The following is a 14,650-nucleotide window of genomic DNA, read 5'->3' as shown; positions in this document are numbered from 1 at the left end:
CTCTTAACGACCAAGTCGGGGATTGGCGGGGTAAATTGCGCCCAATACGCTCATGTCCCGCGCGCCCGTTACCGCTGGCAGGTTGCCCGGTAACCCATTTAATGTGCGAAACGCCAGCCACGCAAAGGCCAGCGCTTCCATATCATCACCGCTGATGCCCGCTTCGTCGGTGGTACCGACTTCCGTTCCCGACAGATGCGTGGCCAGCCGCGCCATCAGCAGTGGATTTCGGCTGCCACCACCGCAGACCAACAGACGATCGCAACCGTCGTTGAGCTGCACCTGCTGCGCAATGGTTAACGCCGTCAGCTCGGTCAGCGTAGCCTGTACATCCTGTGGCGCCAGCGCCGGGAAACGCTGCAACTGCTGCTCGATCCAGCTGAGATTGAAATATTCACGCCCGGTGCTTTTTGGCGGCGGCAGTGCAAACCACGGATCGCTGAGCATCAACTCCAGCAGCGCTGGAACCACCTGTCCGCTGCGCGCCCAGGCGGCATCTTTGTCGTACGGCAAACCTTTGTTGCGCCAAATCCACGCATCGATCAGCATATTGCCCGGCCCGGTATCAAAACCGCGTACCGGCTGGCCGGGGAGCAGCAGTGACAGATTAGCGATGCCGCCGATGTTCAGCACCATGCGGCGCTCAACGCTGTCCATCAACAGCGCCTGATGGAAAGCCGGCACCAGCGGCGCGCCCTGCCCGCCGAGCGCCATGTCGCGGCGACGAAAATCCCCAATCACCGTGACGCCGGTTGCCGCCGCGATCTGGTTGTTATCGCCAATTTGCAGTGTATTCGGCGCATCACTTTGCGGCTCATGCCACACCGTTTGTCCGTGGCAGCCAATCGCCATGATGTCGCTGGCCTCCAGCGATTGCTGGTGCATCAGTGTTAAAACCGCCTCGGCGAACAGCTTGCCCAGCCGCGTATCCAGCTGCCCGAGCTGCGACAGCGTCAAGGTTTGCCCCTGACAAATGGCCAGCACCTGCTGGCGCAATTCCTGCGGGATGGGATGACAATAGCTGGCCTGCTGCGCCACCATTTGACCATCAATGGCCGCCAGTACCACGTCCACGCCATCAAGGCTGGTGCCGGACATCACGCCAATATAGCGTCCTGATTTCATAGCGGTTCACTCCCTTAACATCGTCTGGCTTAAGCCTGGCAAATTACCGGGTCTAATTCTATGATAAAATTCCGCTTTTCAGCGTCACTGCACAGTGCATTCCAGCTCAGCAATATTTTCGTTGGGTAATTGAATTTTTGTTGAGGGACGATGGTCTATGCTTCGCCCCAGCCGCGTTTTATACGGACTTAGCGTCATTTGCCAGTTTTCTGTCTTATACTCTGTGCAGTACAGGATGAGAAACATGGCGTTTTTTTGCATTAAGGAGCGTTCTGATGATTAAGCGTTTTGTAGCCGTGGCGTTGACCGGCTTAACTCTGGCAGGTTGTGCCAACGACAGCACCCTTTCCGGTGACGTTTACAGCGCCAGCGAAGCTAAACAAGTACAAAGTGTTTCCTATGGCACGCTGGTTTCTGTTCGTCCGGTGAAAATCCAGGGCGGCGATGAAAACAACGTGATTGGCGCAATTGGTGGTGCAGTACTGGGCGGTTTCCTCGGTAACACCATTGGCGGCGGCAGCGGTCGCAGTCTGGCAACCGCTGGCGGTGCGGTACTCGGTGGCGTAGCCGGTCAGGGCGTTCAGGGTGCGGTCAACAAATCTGACGGTGTCGAGCTGGAGATCCGCAAGGATGATGGCAACACCATCATGGTGGTGCAGAAGCAAGCTGCCACTCGCTACTCGGTTGGCCAGCGCGTCGTGATGGCGTCAAACGGCAGCCAGGTTACCGTTTCGCCACGTTAAGCGAACAGATAAAAAAAACCGACGCCTGGCGTCGGTTTTTTTATTTCTCGCGGTTATGAAACTCAAGAATGTTTTTTTCCAGCCGCGCAATTAGCGTCACCATCTGATTGATCTCCTCCAGGCTGATGCCGGAAAGGATGTCATCGCGCGTGGCATCAATCACATTCTCAACCTGCTCGATAATCGGCTCAGCCTGCTTGGTCAACTTGATGCGCTTGGCGCGACGATCGTTGGCGCAGGTCGCGCGGGTGATCAATCCTTTCTCTTCCAGCTGATCCAGCGTGCGCACCAGTGAAGGCTGCTCAATGCCGATCGCTTTGGCCAGCTGAATTTGAGACTGCTCTGGCGGGAGTTGATGAATATTGTGTAGCGTCACCCAGTGTGTTTGTGTCAACTCAAGCGGTTTTAAACGCTGATCGATTAACGCGCGCCAAATGCGCACCAGACGAGACAGATCGGTTCCCAAGGGCGTATCCATTGCATCTCCTTATAATTAGCTTGCTAGCTATTAAGCCAGATTTTACACTATTCTGCGAGTTTACCTGGCAAATTACAAATACCAGGCCTGCATATACGCTTGCCGTCTACGCGCTATTTAGATGATTCCCGGTCAAAAAGGATGATGACACGTGTCCCTAACCGCCTTTTCTCCCAGCGCCCCGCTTACCGACCTGGTGTTCGGTGCGTCGCTGTTTTTCCCGCCGCTGTTTAAAGCGGTGTTACTCGGTTTCTTTTTCTGGTTGTTGATTCACCCGCTGATACGCGGCTGGATCTACTCCGGCGATGTCTGGCACCCCACCTTGATGGACCTTTCCCTGTTTGTACTGTGCGTCGCTGGCGCATTGTGGTTACTGAGCCTCGGATAAATCACTATGAAATTCAACCCTTTTAAGTATTTTTCAACCCTGGTGATTTTTGCGCTGGCCCTGCTTGCCGGATGGTGGATGTGGAATTACTACATGCAATCGCCATGGACGCGTGACGGCAAAGTGCGCGCCGAGCTGGTGGATATCACGCCGGAAGTGTCCGGTCGCATCATCGCTCTGGAAGTGCGCGACAATCAGTTTGTGCATAAAGGCGACGTGCTGCTGAAGCTCGATCCGGTGCCGTGGCAAATTGCGCAGGCCAACGCCGAAGCCCAACTGGCTAAAGCGCAGGCCGATCTGGCCAAAGCGCAGCATGAAGCCAATCGCCGCGCCAGCCTGCCGCGCAACGTTATTTCAGCGGAAGATATGGATGCCGCCCGCTTAACCGCGAATGCCGCCGCAGCGACGGCAAAAGCGGCGCAGGCTAGCCTCGATCAGGCACGCTGGAATCTTGATCAAACCACCATTACCGCGCCCACCGATGGCTGGATCAGCAACCTGACGCTGCGCACCGGCAACTATGCCAGCGCCGGTACGCCGCTGTTTGCGCTGGTCGACAGCCACTCTTACTACGTGATGGGCTATTTCGAAGAGACCAAGCTGCGCCATATTCAGCCCGGCGCTGCCGCGCAAATTGTGTTGTTCAGCAACGGCGCACGCTTGCAGGGTACAGTGGAAAGCATCGGACGCGCCATTTATGACCAAAGCGTCGCCAGCGATGGCGGGCTGGTGCCGGATATCAAGCCTAACGTGCCTTGGGTGCGCCTGGCGCAGCGCGTGCCGGTGCGTATTCGCTTAGACGCGTTGCCGGAAGGCGTGCCGCTGGTGGCGGGCACCACCTGCACCATCTCCATCGCCCACTGAGGTTGTGATGAATTTTCAGTGGCTGGCCTGGCAAAATCTGCCATGGATAAAAGCAAGTTGGGGCGAGTGGCGCTACGCGCTGCGTAATGGCATCGCGATGTGTCTCGCCTTGACCATCGCCTATGCGCTGCAACTCGATCAACCTTACTGGGCCATGACCTCGGCGGCGGTGGTGAGTTTTCCCACCGTCGGCGGCGCCATCAGTAAAAGTCTCGGGCGCATCGTTGGCAGTTTGCTCGGTGCCAGCGCCGCGCTGCTGATCGCCGGACACACGCTGAACGAACCCTGGCTGTTTGCCTTTTTCATGGCCGGGTGGCTGGCGTTCTGTACCTGGATCGCCAATCACTATCAAAATAACGTGGCCTACGCGTTTTCGCTGGCGGGTTATACCGCCGCCATCATTGCTTTTAGCAGTGTCAACATCACCGATGTCACTCAGCTGTGGGATATCGCCCAGGCGCGCGTGTGCGAAGTGATCTCCGGCATCCTGTGTGCCGGATTGATGATGATGATTCTGCCTAGCACCTCAGATGGCAACGCGCTGATGAGTTCACTGCGTCAGATGCACGCGCGTTTGCTGGATCATGCGGTGTTATTACTGCAGCAAAGCAGCACCGATAACGTGCGCACCGCCCATGAGAATGTCATTAGCCAGATTCTCACCATGAACCTGCTGCGCATTCAGGCGTTCTGGAGCCACTATCGCTTCCGCCGCCAGAACAACGTGCTGAACTATGTGCTGCACCAGCAGTTGCGTCTCACCAGCGTACTCTCCAGCCTGCGCCGCATGTTGCTGAATTGGCCCGATGCGCCACCCGAACTTTACGACGCCATGGCCAAACTGTTGCAGGAACTGGCGCAGCCGCAGTGCGACAAATACCGTTTGGCGCTGATTCTGCGTGGCATCACGCCATCAGCAACCGGTGATTACCGTCAACGCGCTTTCGTCCAGCGACTGCGTTATTTCTGCTGGGTGTATCTCAATGTGAATCGCTGGATTCGCCTGATTGAACGCGCCGATGCCGATACCCGTTTTCAGCCGCCATATGCGCCCTCGCTGGCGCGCGAAAGCGACAGTGCTGAAGCCGGCTGGAGCGCGCTGCGCACCTTCAGCGTCATCATGCTGGGAAGCGCCTTTTGGATCACCACGCAATGGGATTCCGGTGCCGCCGCCCTGACGCTTACCGCCATCGCCTGCGTGCTATACTCCTCCGCGCCCTCGCCCAGTGGCAGCGTCTCGCTGTTGCTGAAAACCTTGCTGTGGCTGTCGCTGTTTAGCTTTGTGCTGCAGTTTGGTTTGATGGTGCAAATCAGCGCGCTGTGGCAGTTTTTACTGGTGCTATTCCCGCTGCTGCTCACCTTGCAGTTGTTCAAACTGCAGCAGAAGAAACGCGCCGGGATGTGGGGGCAATTCATTGTTTTTATGGGATCCTTTATCGCCGTCACCAATCCGCCGGACTGGGATTATCAAAGCTTCCTCAATGATAATATCGCCAAGGTATGCGGCGTAATGCTAGCGTGGCTGGCGTTTCAGGTGCTGCGTCCCAGTTCCGATGCGCGTCGCAGTCGTCGGCATATTCGTGCCCTGCGCCATGCGTTTCTCGATCAGCTTCGCCGCCATCCGCGCCTGAGTGAAAGCCACTTTGAATCGCAGATTTATCATCACATCAGTCAGCTCAGTAACAGTCGTGACGAGCAAGCGCGCGTCTGGCTGCTGCGCTGGGGCGTGGTGTTACTGAACTGTTCCCACATTGTCTGGCAGCTGCGCGAATGGCAGCCGACGTCGGCTACGCTCAGGCAAATGCGTGATAGCAGCCTGCAGGATCTGCAACGAATTATAAGTCTGCGCGGCGTGCATCACACCGCGCTGCAGGCCACGCTGGATGAGCTGGAAACCCTGATTGAGCAACTGCAGCAACAGGAGAGCGAAGCCAATACGCTGGCGGGCATTTTGTGGCGCCTGCGCTGCTCACTGGCCCAGTTAGCGCAGGCGGTACCGGATTGATTACTGACAATATTGCGTGGTCTGACGATTAAAATCATCCTGCAACTGCTGCAGCGATTTCTGTCCTTCAAAGCGGGTTTTATCCTGATCGGACATCGGTTCAATCACCAGCGCCTTCTCCTCTGAAGAGTAGATAAAGCGGCGAGACAAAGTGGTGCCGGTGAAACTTTTGCCCTGAATACCGCCGCACACCACTGTCATCGCATGACGATAAGTTTCGCTGTGGGTGAAGTTGGTTTCGGTGGCGCTGCGCAAGACATTTTCGCAGCCATTGGCTTCGAGCCGATGAAGGGTGTGCTGGGTCAGCCATTCACGGCCACGCGCAATCTTCTCACAGCCGACGCGCAGCGGATTGGTATCAATGGTGCGTTGCAGTTGTCGACTGGCATCTAAACGCAGCTGTGTGTCGTTGGGTTGATCGCATCCCACCAGCAATAAACATAACAACATCATCCCACGCGCTTTCATTCCTGCCCCTGAAGGTTTTATTCCTGAATCAATATCATAGGACGGAAAAACCGCGGAGAGTAGCAAGAAAATGGGTCAACTTTTTTCAGCGTGAGGAAAGGGGGGCGACAAGCTGCTGCCGCCCAAAGCATTAAATTACGCCGCAGGCAAAACGCGCCCCGCCGCCGCCAAGCGGTTGCGGATGGTCGGCATGATTATCGCCGCCCACATGCACCATCAAGGCTTTACCTTTGATTTCACTCAGGGATTTGATGCGTGGTGCAACGACCGGATACGTCGCCTTGCCATCTTCTGTGACAAACAGCGCGGGTAAGTCGCCAAGGTGACCATCGGCATACGGGCCAAGATGCTTGCCGGTTTTTTGCGGATCGAGATGTCCGCCCGCCGCACCGGCCGCCACCGTTTTACCGTCCGACTCGCCCGGTTCACAGCTGCCTTTAGCATGGACGTGGAAACCATGAATGCCGGGTTTCAGGCCGCTTAACGCTGGGGTAAATTGCACACCGTATGGCGTTTCGCTAAGCGTGACGGTGCCAATCGCTGCCCCGATGCCTTGCGGCGTGGTTTCATGCAACGTGACTTCTTCTGACGCCGCCTGCGCACCCGCGGCGCAGGCCAGAGCCAGCATAACAATGAGGGTTTTCTTCATAACGTCTCCTTACGGTTAGATTCCCTCTAAGCCTGGACTGCTTTCATCCAGGCTGCCGTAATTTGACGCAGCTTTACGCTTTAGGGCACATCGTAGCCGATGGCGGCTTTACGGATGCGGAACCATTGCTGGCGATCCAGCGTCAATTGGCACGCGCCAACCGCCTCTTTTACACGTTCGATTTTACCTGATCCAATAATCGGCAGCGGACGGCTTGGCAGCTTCATCACCCATGCATACACCACCTGCTCGATATTGCTGGCGCCGATCTCCTGCTTCACCTGCTCCAGCTCATCGCGCAGCGGCTGATAATGCGGATCGTTAAACAGGCGACCGCCGCCGAGACATGACCACGCCATCGGTCGGATGCGATTTTGCTGGCACTGATCGAGTGAGCCATCCAGCAGCGACGTTTGCTCCAGCGGAGAGATCTCCAGTTGATTGGTGACCAGACTGAACGGCAAACGCGATTGCAGCAGCGTGAACTGCGAGGCGGTGAAGTTGGAGACGCCAAAATGGCGTACTTTGCCGCTCTGATGCAGCGCCATAAAGGCTTCTGCGATTTCATCCGCGTCCATCAACGGATCCGGGCGATGAATCAACAGCAAATCGAGGTAATCGGTATGGAAATGGCGCAGCGAATTTTCGGCGCTGTGCAGAATATGGCTGGCTTCGGTGATGTAGTGACCAATGCGGTGTTCAGGCTTCGCGCGCGTTGCAATGCCACATTTGGTGACGATTTGCAGCTTCTCACGTAACCCTGGCGCGAGGCGCAGCGCGTTACCAAAGGCGGCTTCACATTGGTAATCGCCGTAGATGTCGGCGTGATCGACGGTGGTGATGCCCAGCGCTAAATGGTGCTCAATAAATTGCACCACTTGCTGCGGCGTCATGCCCCACTCCATTAAACGCCAGTAACCGGCGATCAGCGGTGAAAATGAGGGTCCCTGCGGTGCAATAGCCTGCGCTTGTAACATGGTTAAACTCCCTAAACACGGTTCCAGATGACGAAAGCGGGAGTATAACGGAAAGGCAAATCATCGTTTTCTTAAAACAGTTCCGGTTGTTGTGGATCATGATCTTCATCCACTTTTTGCTGCCGTTGCAGGCGCAAAAAGCGTTGCCGGCACAAGCGCAGCACATCGCGCTTTTGCGCATCGCTGAATTTCATCCAGTTAAAGCGCTCTTCCCGGCTGCGTAAACAGCCACGACAATAGCCACGCGCGTCACTCTGGCAAATACCACGACACGGGCTGGGAACAGGGAAGAACTCGAGTTGCTCGGCCACATCCACTCCGCAGTTAACATCTCATATCACATTGATAACAGCTTAATGACATTGTGCAAAGCGTAGACGCCCATTGCGCATAATCAAGCCATCGCGGCGCCTGGTTACGCCTGTTTACCAAATAGCCAGCATTTATCGGATTTGGATGGTTTATGTTTACTCTTGGTTAAGGTTTTCCTCAGCTTGTCTTCATACGATTGTCACACGACTTCTTACCGTTGAGTTTTCATGAGATTCCCGACCACCCTGCAGTGCGGCACCAGCGGATTTAACCTTATTGCTGCGCTGTTCTTCGCACTAGTTTTAAATGCCCTGTTCTTGCTGCGTGCCTGGGAAATGATTCCTTACGATCATCCCCACGATTATCTGTTCGCCGCCAGTATTCCGCTGGTGCTGGCCTCGGCTTTCTATTTTATTTTCTCACTTGCTGCCTGGCCTTATCTGCGCAAGCCGTTGCTGATTGTGCTGGTGTTCGTCAGCGCCGCCGCCAATTACTTCATGCACAGTTTTGGCACGGTGATCGACACCAATATGATGCAAAACGTCTTTGAATCCGACCCGCAGGAAGCCTCAGCGTTGTTCAGCAGCCGCTATCTACTCTGGATGTTATTGATGGGGATGGTGCCGGTGGCGCTGATTTGTGGCGTGCGTATTCGTCGTGGACCGCGCTGGTGGTGGAATCTGCTGCAACGCCTGACGGGCGCACTGGGCGCAATATTGGTGATACTGCTGATGGCGGCGCTGTTTTACAAAGATTACGCCTCACTGATTCGCAATAATAAAAACCTGATCAAGATGATTACCCCGGCCAATATCGTCAGCGGCACCGGCCACTATGTCGATCAACGCTATCTGCAAGGTAGCCAGGCGCTGGTGAAAATCGGTAAAGATGCACATAAAGGTGCGCTAATCTCCGTCGCAACCCGTAAAACGCTGGTGGTGTTAGTGGTAGGCGAAACGGCGCGCGCCGAGAACTTTTCGTTGGGTGGTTACGCGCGAGAGACCAATCCAGAATTGAAAAAACAGCAGGTAATTTACTATCCCAACGCCAGTTCCTGTGGCACAGAAACCGCCATTTCGGTGCCCTGTATGTTCTCGAATATGCCTCGCATGCATTACAACGCCAATCTGGCGCACCACCAGGAAGGCGTACTCGACATCCTCGCCCATGCGGGCGTAAGCGTACTGTGGCGCGAAAATGATGGTGGCTGTAAAGGCGCCTGTGACCGCGTGCCGCACACCGATATGACGCAGTGGAAACTGCCGCAATATTGTCACGATGGTTTTTGCCAGGATGAGGTGTTGCTGCATCGTCTTGATAACTATGTTGCCAGCCTGCACAACGACGGCATTATCGTGCTGCATCAGATGGGCAGCCACGGCCCAGCCTATTATCAGCGTTATCCGGCTGAGTTCCGCCGTTTTGCACCCACCTGCGATAGCAAGCAGATTCAGGATTGCGATCATCAGGCGCTGGTGAATACCTACGATAACTCGCTGCTGTATAGCGACGACATGCTGAGCCGCACCATCGATAAGCTTAAAGGCCTAAGCGATCGCTTCAATGTGGCGCTGGTTTATCTCTCCGATCATGGCGAATCGCTTGGTGAGCGCGGGATGTATCTGCACGGCGCGCCTTACCTGTTTGCGCCTGCGCAGCAAACACACATTCCTCTGCTAATGTGGATGTCACCGGGATATGCGGCGGCAAACCACATCAATGATGCCTGTTTACGCCAGCAAGCGGCTGACGCCAAGGTTTCGCAAGATAATCTTTTCCATACGGTTTTAGGCATGTTCAATATCCAGACGCAGCAGTATCAGCCGCAGCTGGACATGATCAGATCGTGCCAAACTGCCGCCTGAGGGTTGCGTTAGACTGACTGGTCTAATAACCTGCGCCCCATGAATAAGACTCTGCAACGCAACGATACCCGTGAACACCTGCTCGCTATTGGCGAGCAGGTTTGTTTACAGCGCGGCTTTACCGGCATGGGTTTGATCGAGATGCTGGCGCTGGCAGAAGTCACGAAAGGCTCGTTCTACCACTATTTCGGTTCGAAAGAGGCCTTTGGCGTGGCGCTGATTGAGCGCTACTTCAGCCATTTCCAGCAGCAGATTGATCAGCAGTTGAGTCTGCCCGATTTAACGCCGACCGAGCGCCTGTTAGCGCATTTCCGCTATGGCGAACGGCTGTTTATCGAGCAAGGTCATATTGTTGGCTGTCTTGGCGTAAAGTTGTCAGCCGAAGTGTGCGATCTCTCTGAGCCGATGCGCGATGCACTGCAACAGGGTGCCAACGCCATTATCGCTGCCTACACGCGCTGTTTGAATGAGGTGGCGGCTGAGCAGCCGCTGCCGTTTGGGCAAACGCCGCAGCAGCTGGCGCAGCGCTGCTACTTGCTGTGGCTCGGAGCCAGTTTGCAGAGCAAGATTTCCCGAGAGCCGGGCCCGATTAGCCTGGCACTCGACACCATCGAACAGTGGCTGATAAGTCACTGATTTTTAAAACCCCATTTACTAGACGACCGGTCTTCCTGGAGCATTCAATATGGCGAGTAAGCAGCTGTTCTCCCCACTTAAAGTGGGCGCGATTACCGTACCGAACCGCATTTTCATGGCCCCGTTGACGCGTCTGCGCAGCATTGAGCCGGGCGATATCCCTACGCCGCTGATGGCTGAATATTATCAACAGCGCGCCAGTGCCGGTTTGATCATCACCGAAGCCACCCAGATCTCTTTCCAGGCAAAAGGCTATGCCGGTGCGCCAGGTCTGCACACACAGCAGCAAATTGCCGCGTGGAAAATGATTAACGAAGGCATTCATGCCGCCAACGGTCACAGCGCTGTACAACTGTGGCATACCGGCCGCATTTCTCATCACAGCGTGCAGCCAGAAGGCAAAGCGCCGGTCGCCCCATCCCCACTAGCGGCAGGTACGCGCACGTCCCTGCGCGCCGCGGATGGTTCTGTTTATCGTGAAGACACCTCCGTGCCACGCGAGTTGTCAGTGGCTGAAATTCAGCAAATCGTTAAAGATTTTGGTCAGGCAGCTGCTAATGCGCGCGAAGCCGATTTCGACCTGCTGGAGCTGCACTCCGCGCACGGCTATCTGATGCATCAGTTCCTCGCACCCGGCTCAAACCAGCGTAGCGATGGGTACGGCGGTTCGATTGAAAAGCGTGGCCGTTTCGCACTGGAAGTGGTGGATGCGGCGATTGCTAACTGGTCTGCCGATCGTATCGGTATCCGCGTTTCGCCAATCGGTGTTTTCCAGAATCTGGAAAATGGCCCGGAAGAGGAAAAAGCGGCGCTGTGGTACATCGCTGAATTGGGCAAACGCGGCATCGCCTATCTGCACCTTTCTGAGCCAGACTGGGCGGGCGGACAGCCTTACAGCGATGCATTCCGTGAAAAAGTGCGCGCCCTGTTCACAGGCGTGATCATCGGTGCAGGTGCTTACACCGTTGAGAAAGCCGACGATCTGATTGCGCGTGGCCTGATTGATGCGGTGGCGTTTGGTCGCGACTTTATCGCCAACCCGGATCTGGTTGCCCGTCTGCAGCAGGATGCGCCACTCAATCCGCAGCGTCCTGAGAGCTTCTACGGTGGCGGCGCGGAAGGTTATACCGATTATCCAACCCTGTAAGAAAATAGCTGCCGCGGCGGATAGGCGGCAGCGTTATTTCATCAGTGTCTATACTAAGTTGCTTGTCATGCACTGATGACGTTTTAAAAAAGAGGATGTTATGCGTTTACTTCACACCATGTTACGCGTTGGCGATTTGCAACGTTCAATCGATTTCTACACCCGCGTGCTCGGCATGCGCGTGCTGCGTCAAAGCGAAAACACCGAGTATAAATACACTCTGGCATTCGTTGGCTACACCGAAGAGAGCGAAGGCGCGGTGATTGAGCTGACTTACAACTGGGGCGTGGATAAATACGATCTCGGCAACGCTTACGGCCATATCGCGCTGGGCGTGGACAATGTGGCTGACACCTGCGAACGCATTCGCAGCGCGGGCGGCAACGTGACGCGTGAAGCGGGCCCGGTAAAAGGCGGTTCGACTATTATTGCGTTTGTTGAAGATCCAGACGGCTACAAAATCGAGCTGATTGAAAACAAACATGCCGGTCACGGCTTAGGCAACTAAGGTTGCCCGTCAGCCTGCTATTTGCAGGCTGACTTCCCTCTCCTGCTGCACCCTCCTGCGATTTTTGCCATAATGCGCGCTGCCCTATTTATTGCCATGAGATCCTGATGTCTGAATCGAACGCTTTAAACGCTCTCCACCAACGCTTCCGCGGTTTTTATCCTGTTGTGATCGACGTTGAAACTGCGGGTTTCAATGCACAAACCGATGCACTGCTGGAAATTGCAGCCACCACGCTGAAAATGGATGAAGACGGCTGGTTGCACCGTGATGAAACGCTGCACTTCCATGTGGAACCGTTTGAAGGCGCCATTCTGAATCCTGCGGCGCTGGCGTTTACCGGCATCGATCCCACCAATCCGCTGCGCGGTGCGGTAAGTGAATATGAAGCCCTGCACGCGATTTTTAAAATGGTGCGCAAAGGCACCAAAGATAGCGGCTGCAATCGCGCCATTATCGTGGCGCACAATGCCACTTTCGATCTCAACTTCGTGATGGCGGCCGCCGAGCGCGCCAGCCTGAAGCGCAATCCGTTCCACCCGTTTGCCACTTTTGATACCGCGGCACTGAGCGGTTTAGTGCTGGGGCAAACCGTGTTGGCGAAAGCCTGTAAAGCGGCGGGAATGGAGTTTGATAGCACGCAAGCGCATTCGGCGCTGTATGACACCGAGCAAACCGCGACGCTGTTCTGTGAGTTGGTGAACCGCTGGAAACGCCTGGGCGGCTGGCCGCTGGCTTTTAGTGAAGAATCCGCAGATGAGGCGTCTGCCGGGTAACTAAAGAAAAGGCCGACATGTGTCGGCCTTCTGCATTATTCCGCTTCTTTATACTTCTCAGCGGTCTCTTTCAGCAGTGGCTGAAGTTCACCGCGCTGGAACATCTCAACGATGATGTCGCAGCCGCCGACCAGTTCACCGTCGACCCACAGCTGCGGGAAGGTTGGCCAGTTAGCGTATTTCGGCATTTCAGCGCGAATATCCGGGTTCTGCAGAATATCCACGTAAGCGAAACGCTCGCCACACGCAGAAAGCGCCTGCACGGCTTGCGCCGAAAAACCACAGCTTGGCAGCTTTGGCGAACCTTTCATGTACAGCAGAATCGGGTTTTCTGCGATCTGACGCTGAATTTTTTCAACAGTACTCATTATTGCCTTCCTTAATCTTCTACTTCGTGTTTGTTTATTGTAGCGATTTCGCTCCCGGACTGAAAACGGGATTTTGCGTTTGCACTGGCTAATCGCCATGTTTGTTAAGTTAACGCATGACAAATAACATTTTCATATCATTAATTGGCATTAATAAATTAATAATTAGCAATAATTTCGCTGTGTTAACCAGCTGAAATCGCTCATTTTTGCTACAGAATCAATCTGGTAACATATTAATAGAAAAAGGCCTTACCTTTTGTAAAAAAAGTGGATTAGAATTGCCTCGGCGCTGGTCACTTGATCAGATTTCTCTCACTTTAATGCAGTCTGCTATGATTCAGCCTGCTTAACCTGTAATCGGATTATGCGTCTACTAATTACGCTTTTCATACTGGCTTTTGCCCAACTGTTCTTTAATGTGGCCGCTGCATCTCCGCATGCGCCCGTTAACGCCAGTTCGCTTAAAGCAGAGAAAAAGAGCGCACGTGAAGACGAGCGCCGCAAACGACGTCCGGTAAAAACCACCACCAAAAAATCGCGTCTGACCGCTGTTCAAAAATTCAAGCTCAAAAAACAGAGCAAAACAGACATCGCGCTGCACAAAACCACCAGCAAAAAATCCCCGCTGAAACTCTCTGCTAAGAAATACGGTCATCAACGTTTAGCGAAGAAAACGCCCGAGATCGCCGTCGATGATGAAGCGTTAGCGCTGACCGGCATCAAAATGAGTAAAGCGCACCGTCAGCGTTATCAAAAAGCGCGTGAAACGGCGATGACCAAATTAATGGGTCAACTCGGCAAACCTTATCAGTGGGGCGGCGCTTCGCCACACACTGGTTTCGATTGCAGCGGCCTGGTATGGTACGCCTATAAAGATCTGGTGAAATTCAAACTGCCACGCACCGCCAATGAGATGTATCACCTGCGTGATGCGGCACCGATTAAGCGTGAAATGCTGGAGAAAGGCGATCTGGTGTTCTTCCGCATCAACAATCGCGGTACCGCCGACCATGTCGGCGTTTATCTTGGCAATGGCAAATTCATTCAGTCGCCGCGTACCGGCAAAGATATTCAGATTAGCGCATTGGGTGAGGATTACTGGCAGAAACACTATGTGGGCGCGCGTCGTATGATGACGCCAAAAACCATTCGCTAGTTGTTGCGCAACAGAAATAAAAAAGCCGGATGCTGTTCTCAGCTCCGGCTTTTTTGTTAGTGCATGATCGCGGTAAAGCTGAAAGCGATAATCATCAACAGTGCGCCAACAGTGGTCATTAGCGCCAGCTTCAGGTCGGTATTCATCACAACTCCTTAGTCGCACAATTATTAGGGTTAAGA

18 protein-coding genes are annotated in these 14,650 nt (G+C 54.6%); 10 read left to right on the top strand and 8 right to left on the bottom strand.

Annotation, left to right across the window (positions count from 1 at the left end; genetic code table 11):
• Positions 1–3: 3 nt before the first annotated feature.
• On the bottom strand, positions 4–1,125 hold the full coding sequence (gene anmK / locus P6287_RS08715) for an anhydro-N-acetylmuramic acid kinase (protein ID WP_101764538.1): 1,122 nt from the start codon (positions 1,123–1,125) through the stop codon (positions 4–6).
• 275 nt (positions 1,126–1,400) lie between these two features.
• Here anmK and slyB point away from each other — a divergent pair, with 275 nt between their 5' ends.
• Positions 1,401–1,868 (top strand): outer membrane lipoprotein SlyB, encoded by a 468-nt coding sequence (gene slyB, locus P6287_RS08710; RefSeq protein WP_008110282.1) that lies wholly within the window; start codon positions 1,401–1,403, stop codon positions 1,866–1,868.
• A gap of 40 nt (positions 1,869–1,908) precedes the next feature.
• On the opposite strand, the gene slyA is transcribed toward slyB, so the two are convergent.
• On the bottom strand, positions 1,909–2,346 hold the full coding sequence (gene slyA / locus P6287_RS08705) for a transcriptional regulator SlyA (protein ID WP_007892783.1): 438 nt from the start codon (positions 2,344–2,346) through the stop codon (positions 1,909–1,911).
• A 151-nt stretch (positions 2,347–2,497) separates the two neighbouring features.
• Between slyA and P6287_RS08700 the strand changes: the two genes are divergently transcribed.
• From P6287_RS08700 to P6287_RS08690, 3 genes are read left to right on the top strand one after another with little or no spacing between them, the layout of a single operon-like run.
• Positions 2,498–2,734, top strand: a complete 237-nt coding sequence (locus P6287_RS08700) for a DUF1656 domain-containing protein (RefSeq protein WP_008110284.1) — start codon at positions 2,498–2,500, stop codon at positions 2,732–2,734.
• Between the two features lie 6 nt (positions 2,735–2,740).
• The gene (locus P6287_RS08695) at positions 2,741–3,598 is read left to right on the top strand and encodes an HlyD family secretion protein (RefSeq protein ID WP_277974799.1); all 858 of its coding nucleotides are present in this window, start codon (positions 2,741–2,743) and stop codon (positions 3,596–3,598) included.
• A 7-nt stretch (positions 3,599–3,605) separates the two neighbouring features.
• On the top strand, positions 3,606–5,603 hold the full coding sequence (locus P6287_RS08690; protein ID WP_277974798.1) for an FUSC family protein: 1,998 nt from the start codon (positions 3,606–3,608) through the stop codon (positions 5,601–5,603).
• On the opposite strand, the gene P6287_RS08685 is transcribed toward P6287_RS08690, so the two are convergent.
• The 4 genes from P6287_RS08685 to P6287_RS08670 all read right to left on the bottom strand — a co-directional run bounded on the left by P6287_RS08685 (position 5,604) and on the right by P6287_RS08670 (position 8,008).
• Positions 5,604–6,071 (bottom strand): hypothetical protein, encoded by a 468-nt coding sequence (locus tag P6287_RS08685; protein WP_137385686.1) that lies wholly within the window; start codon positions 6,069–6,071, stop codon positions 5,604–5,606.
• A 130-nt stretch (positions 6,072–6,201) separates the two neighbouring features.
• Positions 6,202–6,720 carry a superoxide dismutase [Cu-Zn] SodC gene (gene sodC, locus P6287_RS08680; protein ID WP_277974797.1) on the bottom strand — a complete coding sequence of 173 codons (519 nt, stop codon included), beginning with the start codon at positions 6,718–6,720 and terminating at the stop codon, positions 6,202–6,204.
• An 80-nt stretch (positions 6,721–6,800) separates the two neighbouring features.
• Positions 6,801–7,697, bottom strand: coding sequence for an aldo/keto reductase family oxidoreductase (locus P6287_RS08675; protein WP_277974796.1), 897 nt, complete (start codon positions 7,695–7,697; stop codon positions 6,801–6,803).
• A 71-nt stretch (positions 7,698–7,768) separates the two neighbouring features.
• Entirely contained in the window at positions 7,769–8,008 is a 240-nt protein-coding gene (locus P6287_RS08670; protein ID WP_008110296.1) for a DUF1289 domain-containing protein, read from the bottom strand.
• A gap of 228 nt (positions 8,009–8,236) precedes the next feature.
• On the opposite strand from P6287_RS08670, the gene eptA reads away from it, so the two are divergent.
• From eptA to rnt, 5 genes are all read left to right on the top strand, one after another.
• Positions 8,237–9,874 carry a phosphoethanolamine transferase EptA gene (eptA, locus tag P6287_RS08665; protein ID WP_277974795.1) on the top strand — a complete coding sequence of 546 codons (1,638 nt, stop codon included), beginning with the start codon at positions 8,237–8,239 and terminating at the stop codon, positions 9,872–9,874.
• A gap of 39 nt (positions 9,875–9,913) precedes the next feature.
• Positions 9,914–10,510 carry a TetR/AcrR family transcriptional regulator gene (locus P6287_RS08660; protein ID WP_137385683.1) on the top strand — a complete coding sequence of 199 codons (597 nt, stop codon included), beginning with the start codon at positions 9,914–9,916 and terminating at the stop codon, positions 10,508–10,510.
• Positions 10,511–10,559: 49 nt separating this feature from the next.
• Entirely contained in the window at positions 10,560–11,657 is a 1,098-nt protein-coding gene (locus tag P6287_RS08655; protein ID WP_277974794.1) for an alkene reductase, read from the top strand.
• Positions 11,658–11,757: 100 nt separating this feature from the next.
• The gene (gene gloA, locus P6287_RS08650) at positions 11,758–12,165 is read left to right on the top strand and encodes a lactoylglutathione lyase (protein ID WP_007892766.1); all 408 of its coding nucleotides are present in this window, start codon (positions 11,758–11,760) and stop codon (positions 12,163–12,165) included.
• A 107-nt stretch (positions 12,166–12,272) separates the two neighbouring features.
• Positions 12,273–12,941, top strand: a complete 669-nt coding sequence (rnt, locus tag P6287_RS08645; RefSeq protein WP_110866034.1) for a ribonuclease T — start codon at positions 12,273–12,275, stop codon at positions 12,939–12,941.
• A 35-nt stretch (positions 12,942–12,976) separates the two neighbouring features.
• Here rnt and P6287_RS08640 read toward each other — a convergent pair whose 3' ends face one another.
• Positions 12,977–13,312: a Grx4 family monothiol glutaredoxin gene (locus P6287_RS08640; RefSeq protein WP_175501675.1), complete on the bottom strand. Its 336-nt coding sequence runs from the start codon at positions 13,310–13,312 to the stop codon at positions 12,977–12,979.
• Positions 13,313–13,676: 364 nt separating this feature from the next.
• Between P6287_RS08640 and P6287_RS08635 the strand changes: the two genes are divergently transcribed.
• Positions 13,677–14,468, top strand: a complete 792-nt coding sequence (locus tag P6287_RS08635; protein WP_110866033.1) for a C40 family peptidase — start codon at positions 13,677–13,679, stop codon at positions 14,466–14,468.
• 56 nt (positions 14,469–14,524) lie between these two features.
• Here P6287_RS08635 and P6287_RS08630 read toward each other — a convergent pair whose 3' ends face one another.
• Positions 14,525–14,614, bottom strand: coding sequence for a YnhF family membrane protein (locus P6287_RS08630; RefSeq protein ID WP_007892756.1), 90 nt, complete (start codon positions 14,612–14,614; stop codon positions 14,525–14,527).
• Positions 14,615–14,650: the final 36 nt, after the last annotated feature.

Origin of the sequence: Pantoea sp. X85, from assembly GCF_029623675.1 — a bacterium.
GTDB lineage: Bacteria > Pseudomonadota > Gammaproteobacteria > Enterobacterales > Enterobacteriaceae > Pantoea > Pantoea leporis.
The sequence above is the reverse complement of the archived record's forward strand: the minus strand, read 5'-3'. Positions and strand labels throughout refer to the sequence as shown.

Coding starts and splice junctions, on each gene's coding strand:
- rnt (WP_110866034.1), top strand. CDS start 12,273: ATGTCTGAATCGAACGCTTTAAACGCTCTCCACCAACGCTTCCGCGGT.
- P6287_RS08675 (WP_277974796.1), bottom strand. CDS start 7,697: ATGTTACAAGCGCAGGCTATTGCACCGCAGGGACCCTCATTTTCACCG.
- P6287_RS08660 (WP_137385683.1), top strand. CDS start 9,914: ATGAATAAGACTCTGCAACGCAACGATACCCGTGAACACCTGCTCGCT.
- P6287_RS08695 (WP_277974799.1), top strand. CDS start 2,741: ATGAAATTCAACCCTTTTAAGTATTTTTCAACCCTGGTGATTTTTGCG.
- P6287_RS08630 (WP_007892756.1), bottom strand. CDS start 14,614: ATGAATACCGACCTGAAGCTGGCGCTAATGACCACTGTTGGCGCACTG.
- P6287_RS08685 (WP_137385686.1), bottom strand. CDS start 6,071: ATGAAAGCGCGTGGGATGATGTTGTTATGTTTATTGCTGGTGGGATGC.
- sodC (WP_277974797.1), bottom strand. CDS start 6,720: ATGAAGAAAACCCTCATTGTTATGCTGGCTCTGGCCTGCGCCGCGGGT.
- slyA (WP_007892783.1), bottom strand. CDS start 2,346: ATGGATACGCCCTTGGGAACCGATCTGTCTCGTCTGGTGCGCATTTGG.
- P6287_RS08690 (WP_277974798.1), top strand. CDS start 3,606: ATGAATTTTCAGTGGCTGGCCTGGCAAAATCTGCCATGGATAAAAGCA.
- slyB (WP_008110282.1), top strand. CDS start 1,401: ATGATTAAGCGTTTTGTAGCCGTGGCGTTGACCGGCTTAACTCTGGCA.
- P6287_RS08655 (WP_277974794.1), top strand. CDS start 10,560: ATGGCGAGTAAGCAGCTGTTCTCCCCACTTAAAGTGGGCGCGATTACC.
- gloA (WP_007892766.1), top strand. CDS start 11,758: ATGCGTTTACTTCACACCATGTTACGCGTTGGCGATTTGCAACGTTCA.
- anmK (WP_101764538.1), bottom strand. CDS start 1,125: ATGAAATCAGGACGCTATATTGGCGTGATGTCCGGCACCAGCCTTGAT.
- eptA (WP_277974795.1), top strand. CDS start 8,237: ATGAGATTCCCGACCACCCTGCAGTGCGGCACCAGCGGATTTAACCTT.
- P6287_RS08635 (WP_110866033.1), top strand. CDS start 13,677: ATGCGTCTACTAATTACGCTTTTCATACTGGCTTTTGCCCAACTGTTC.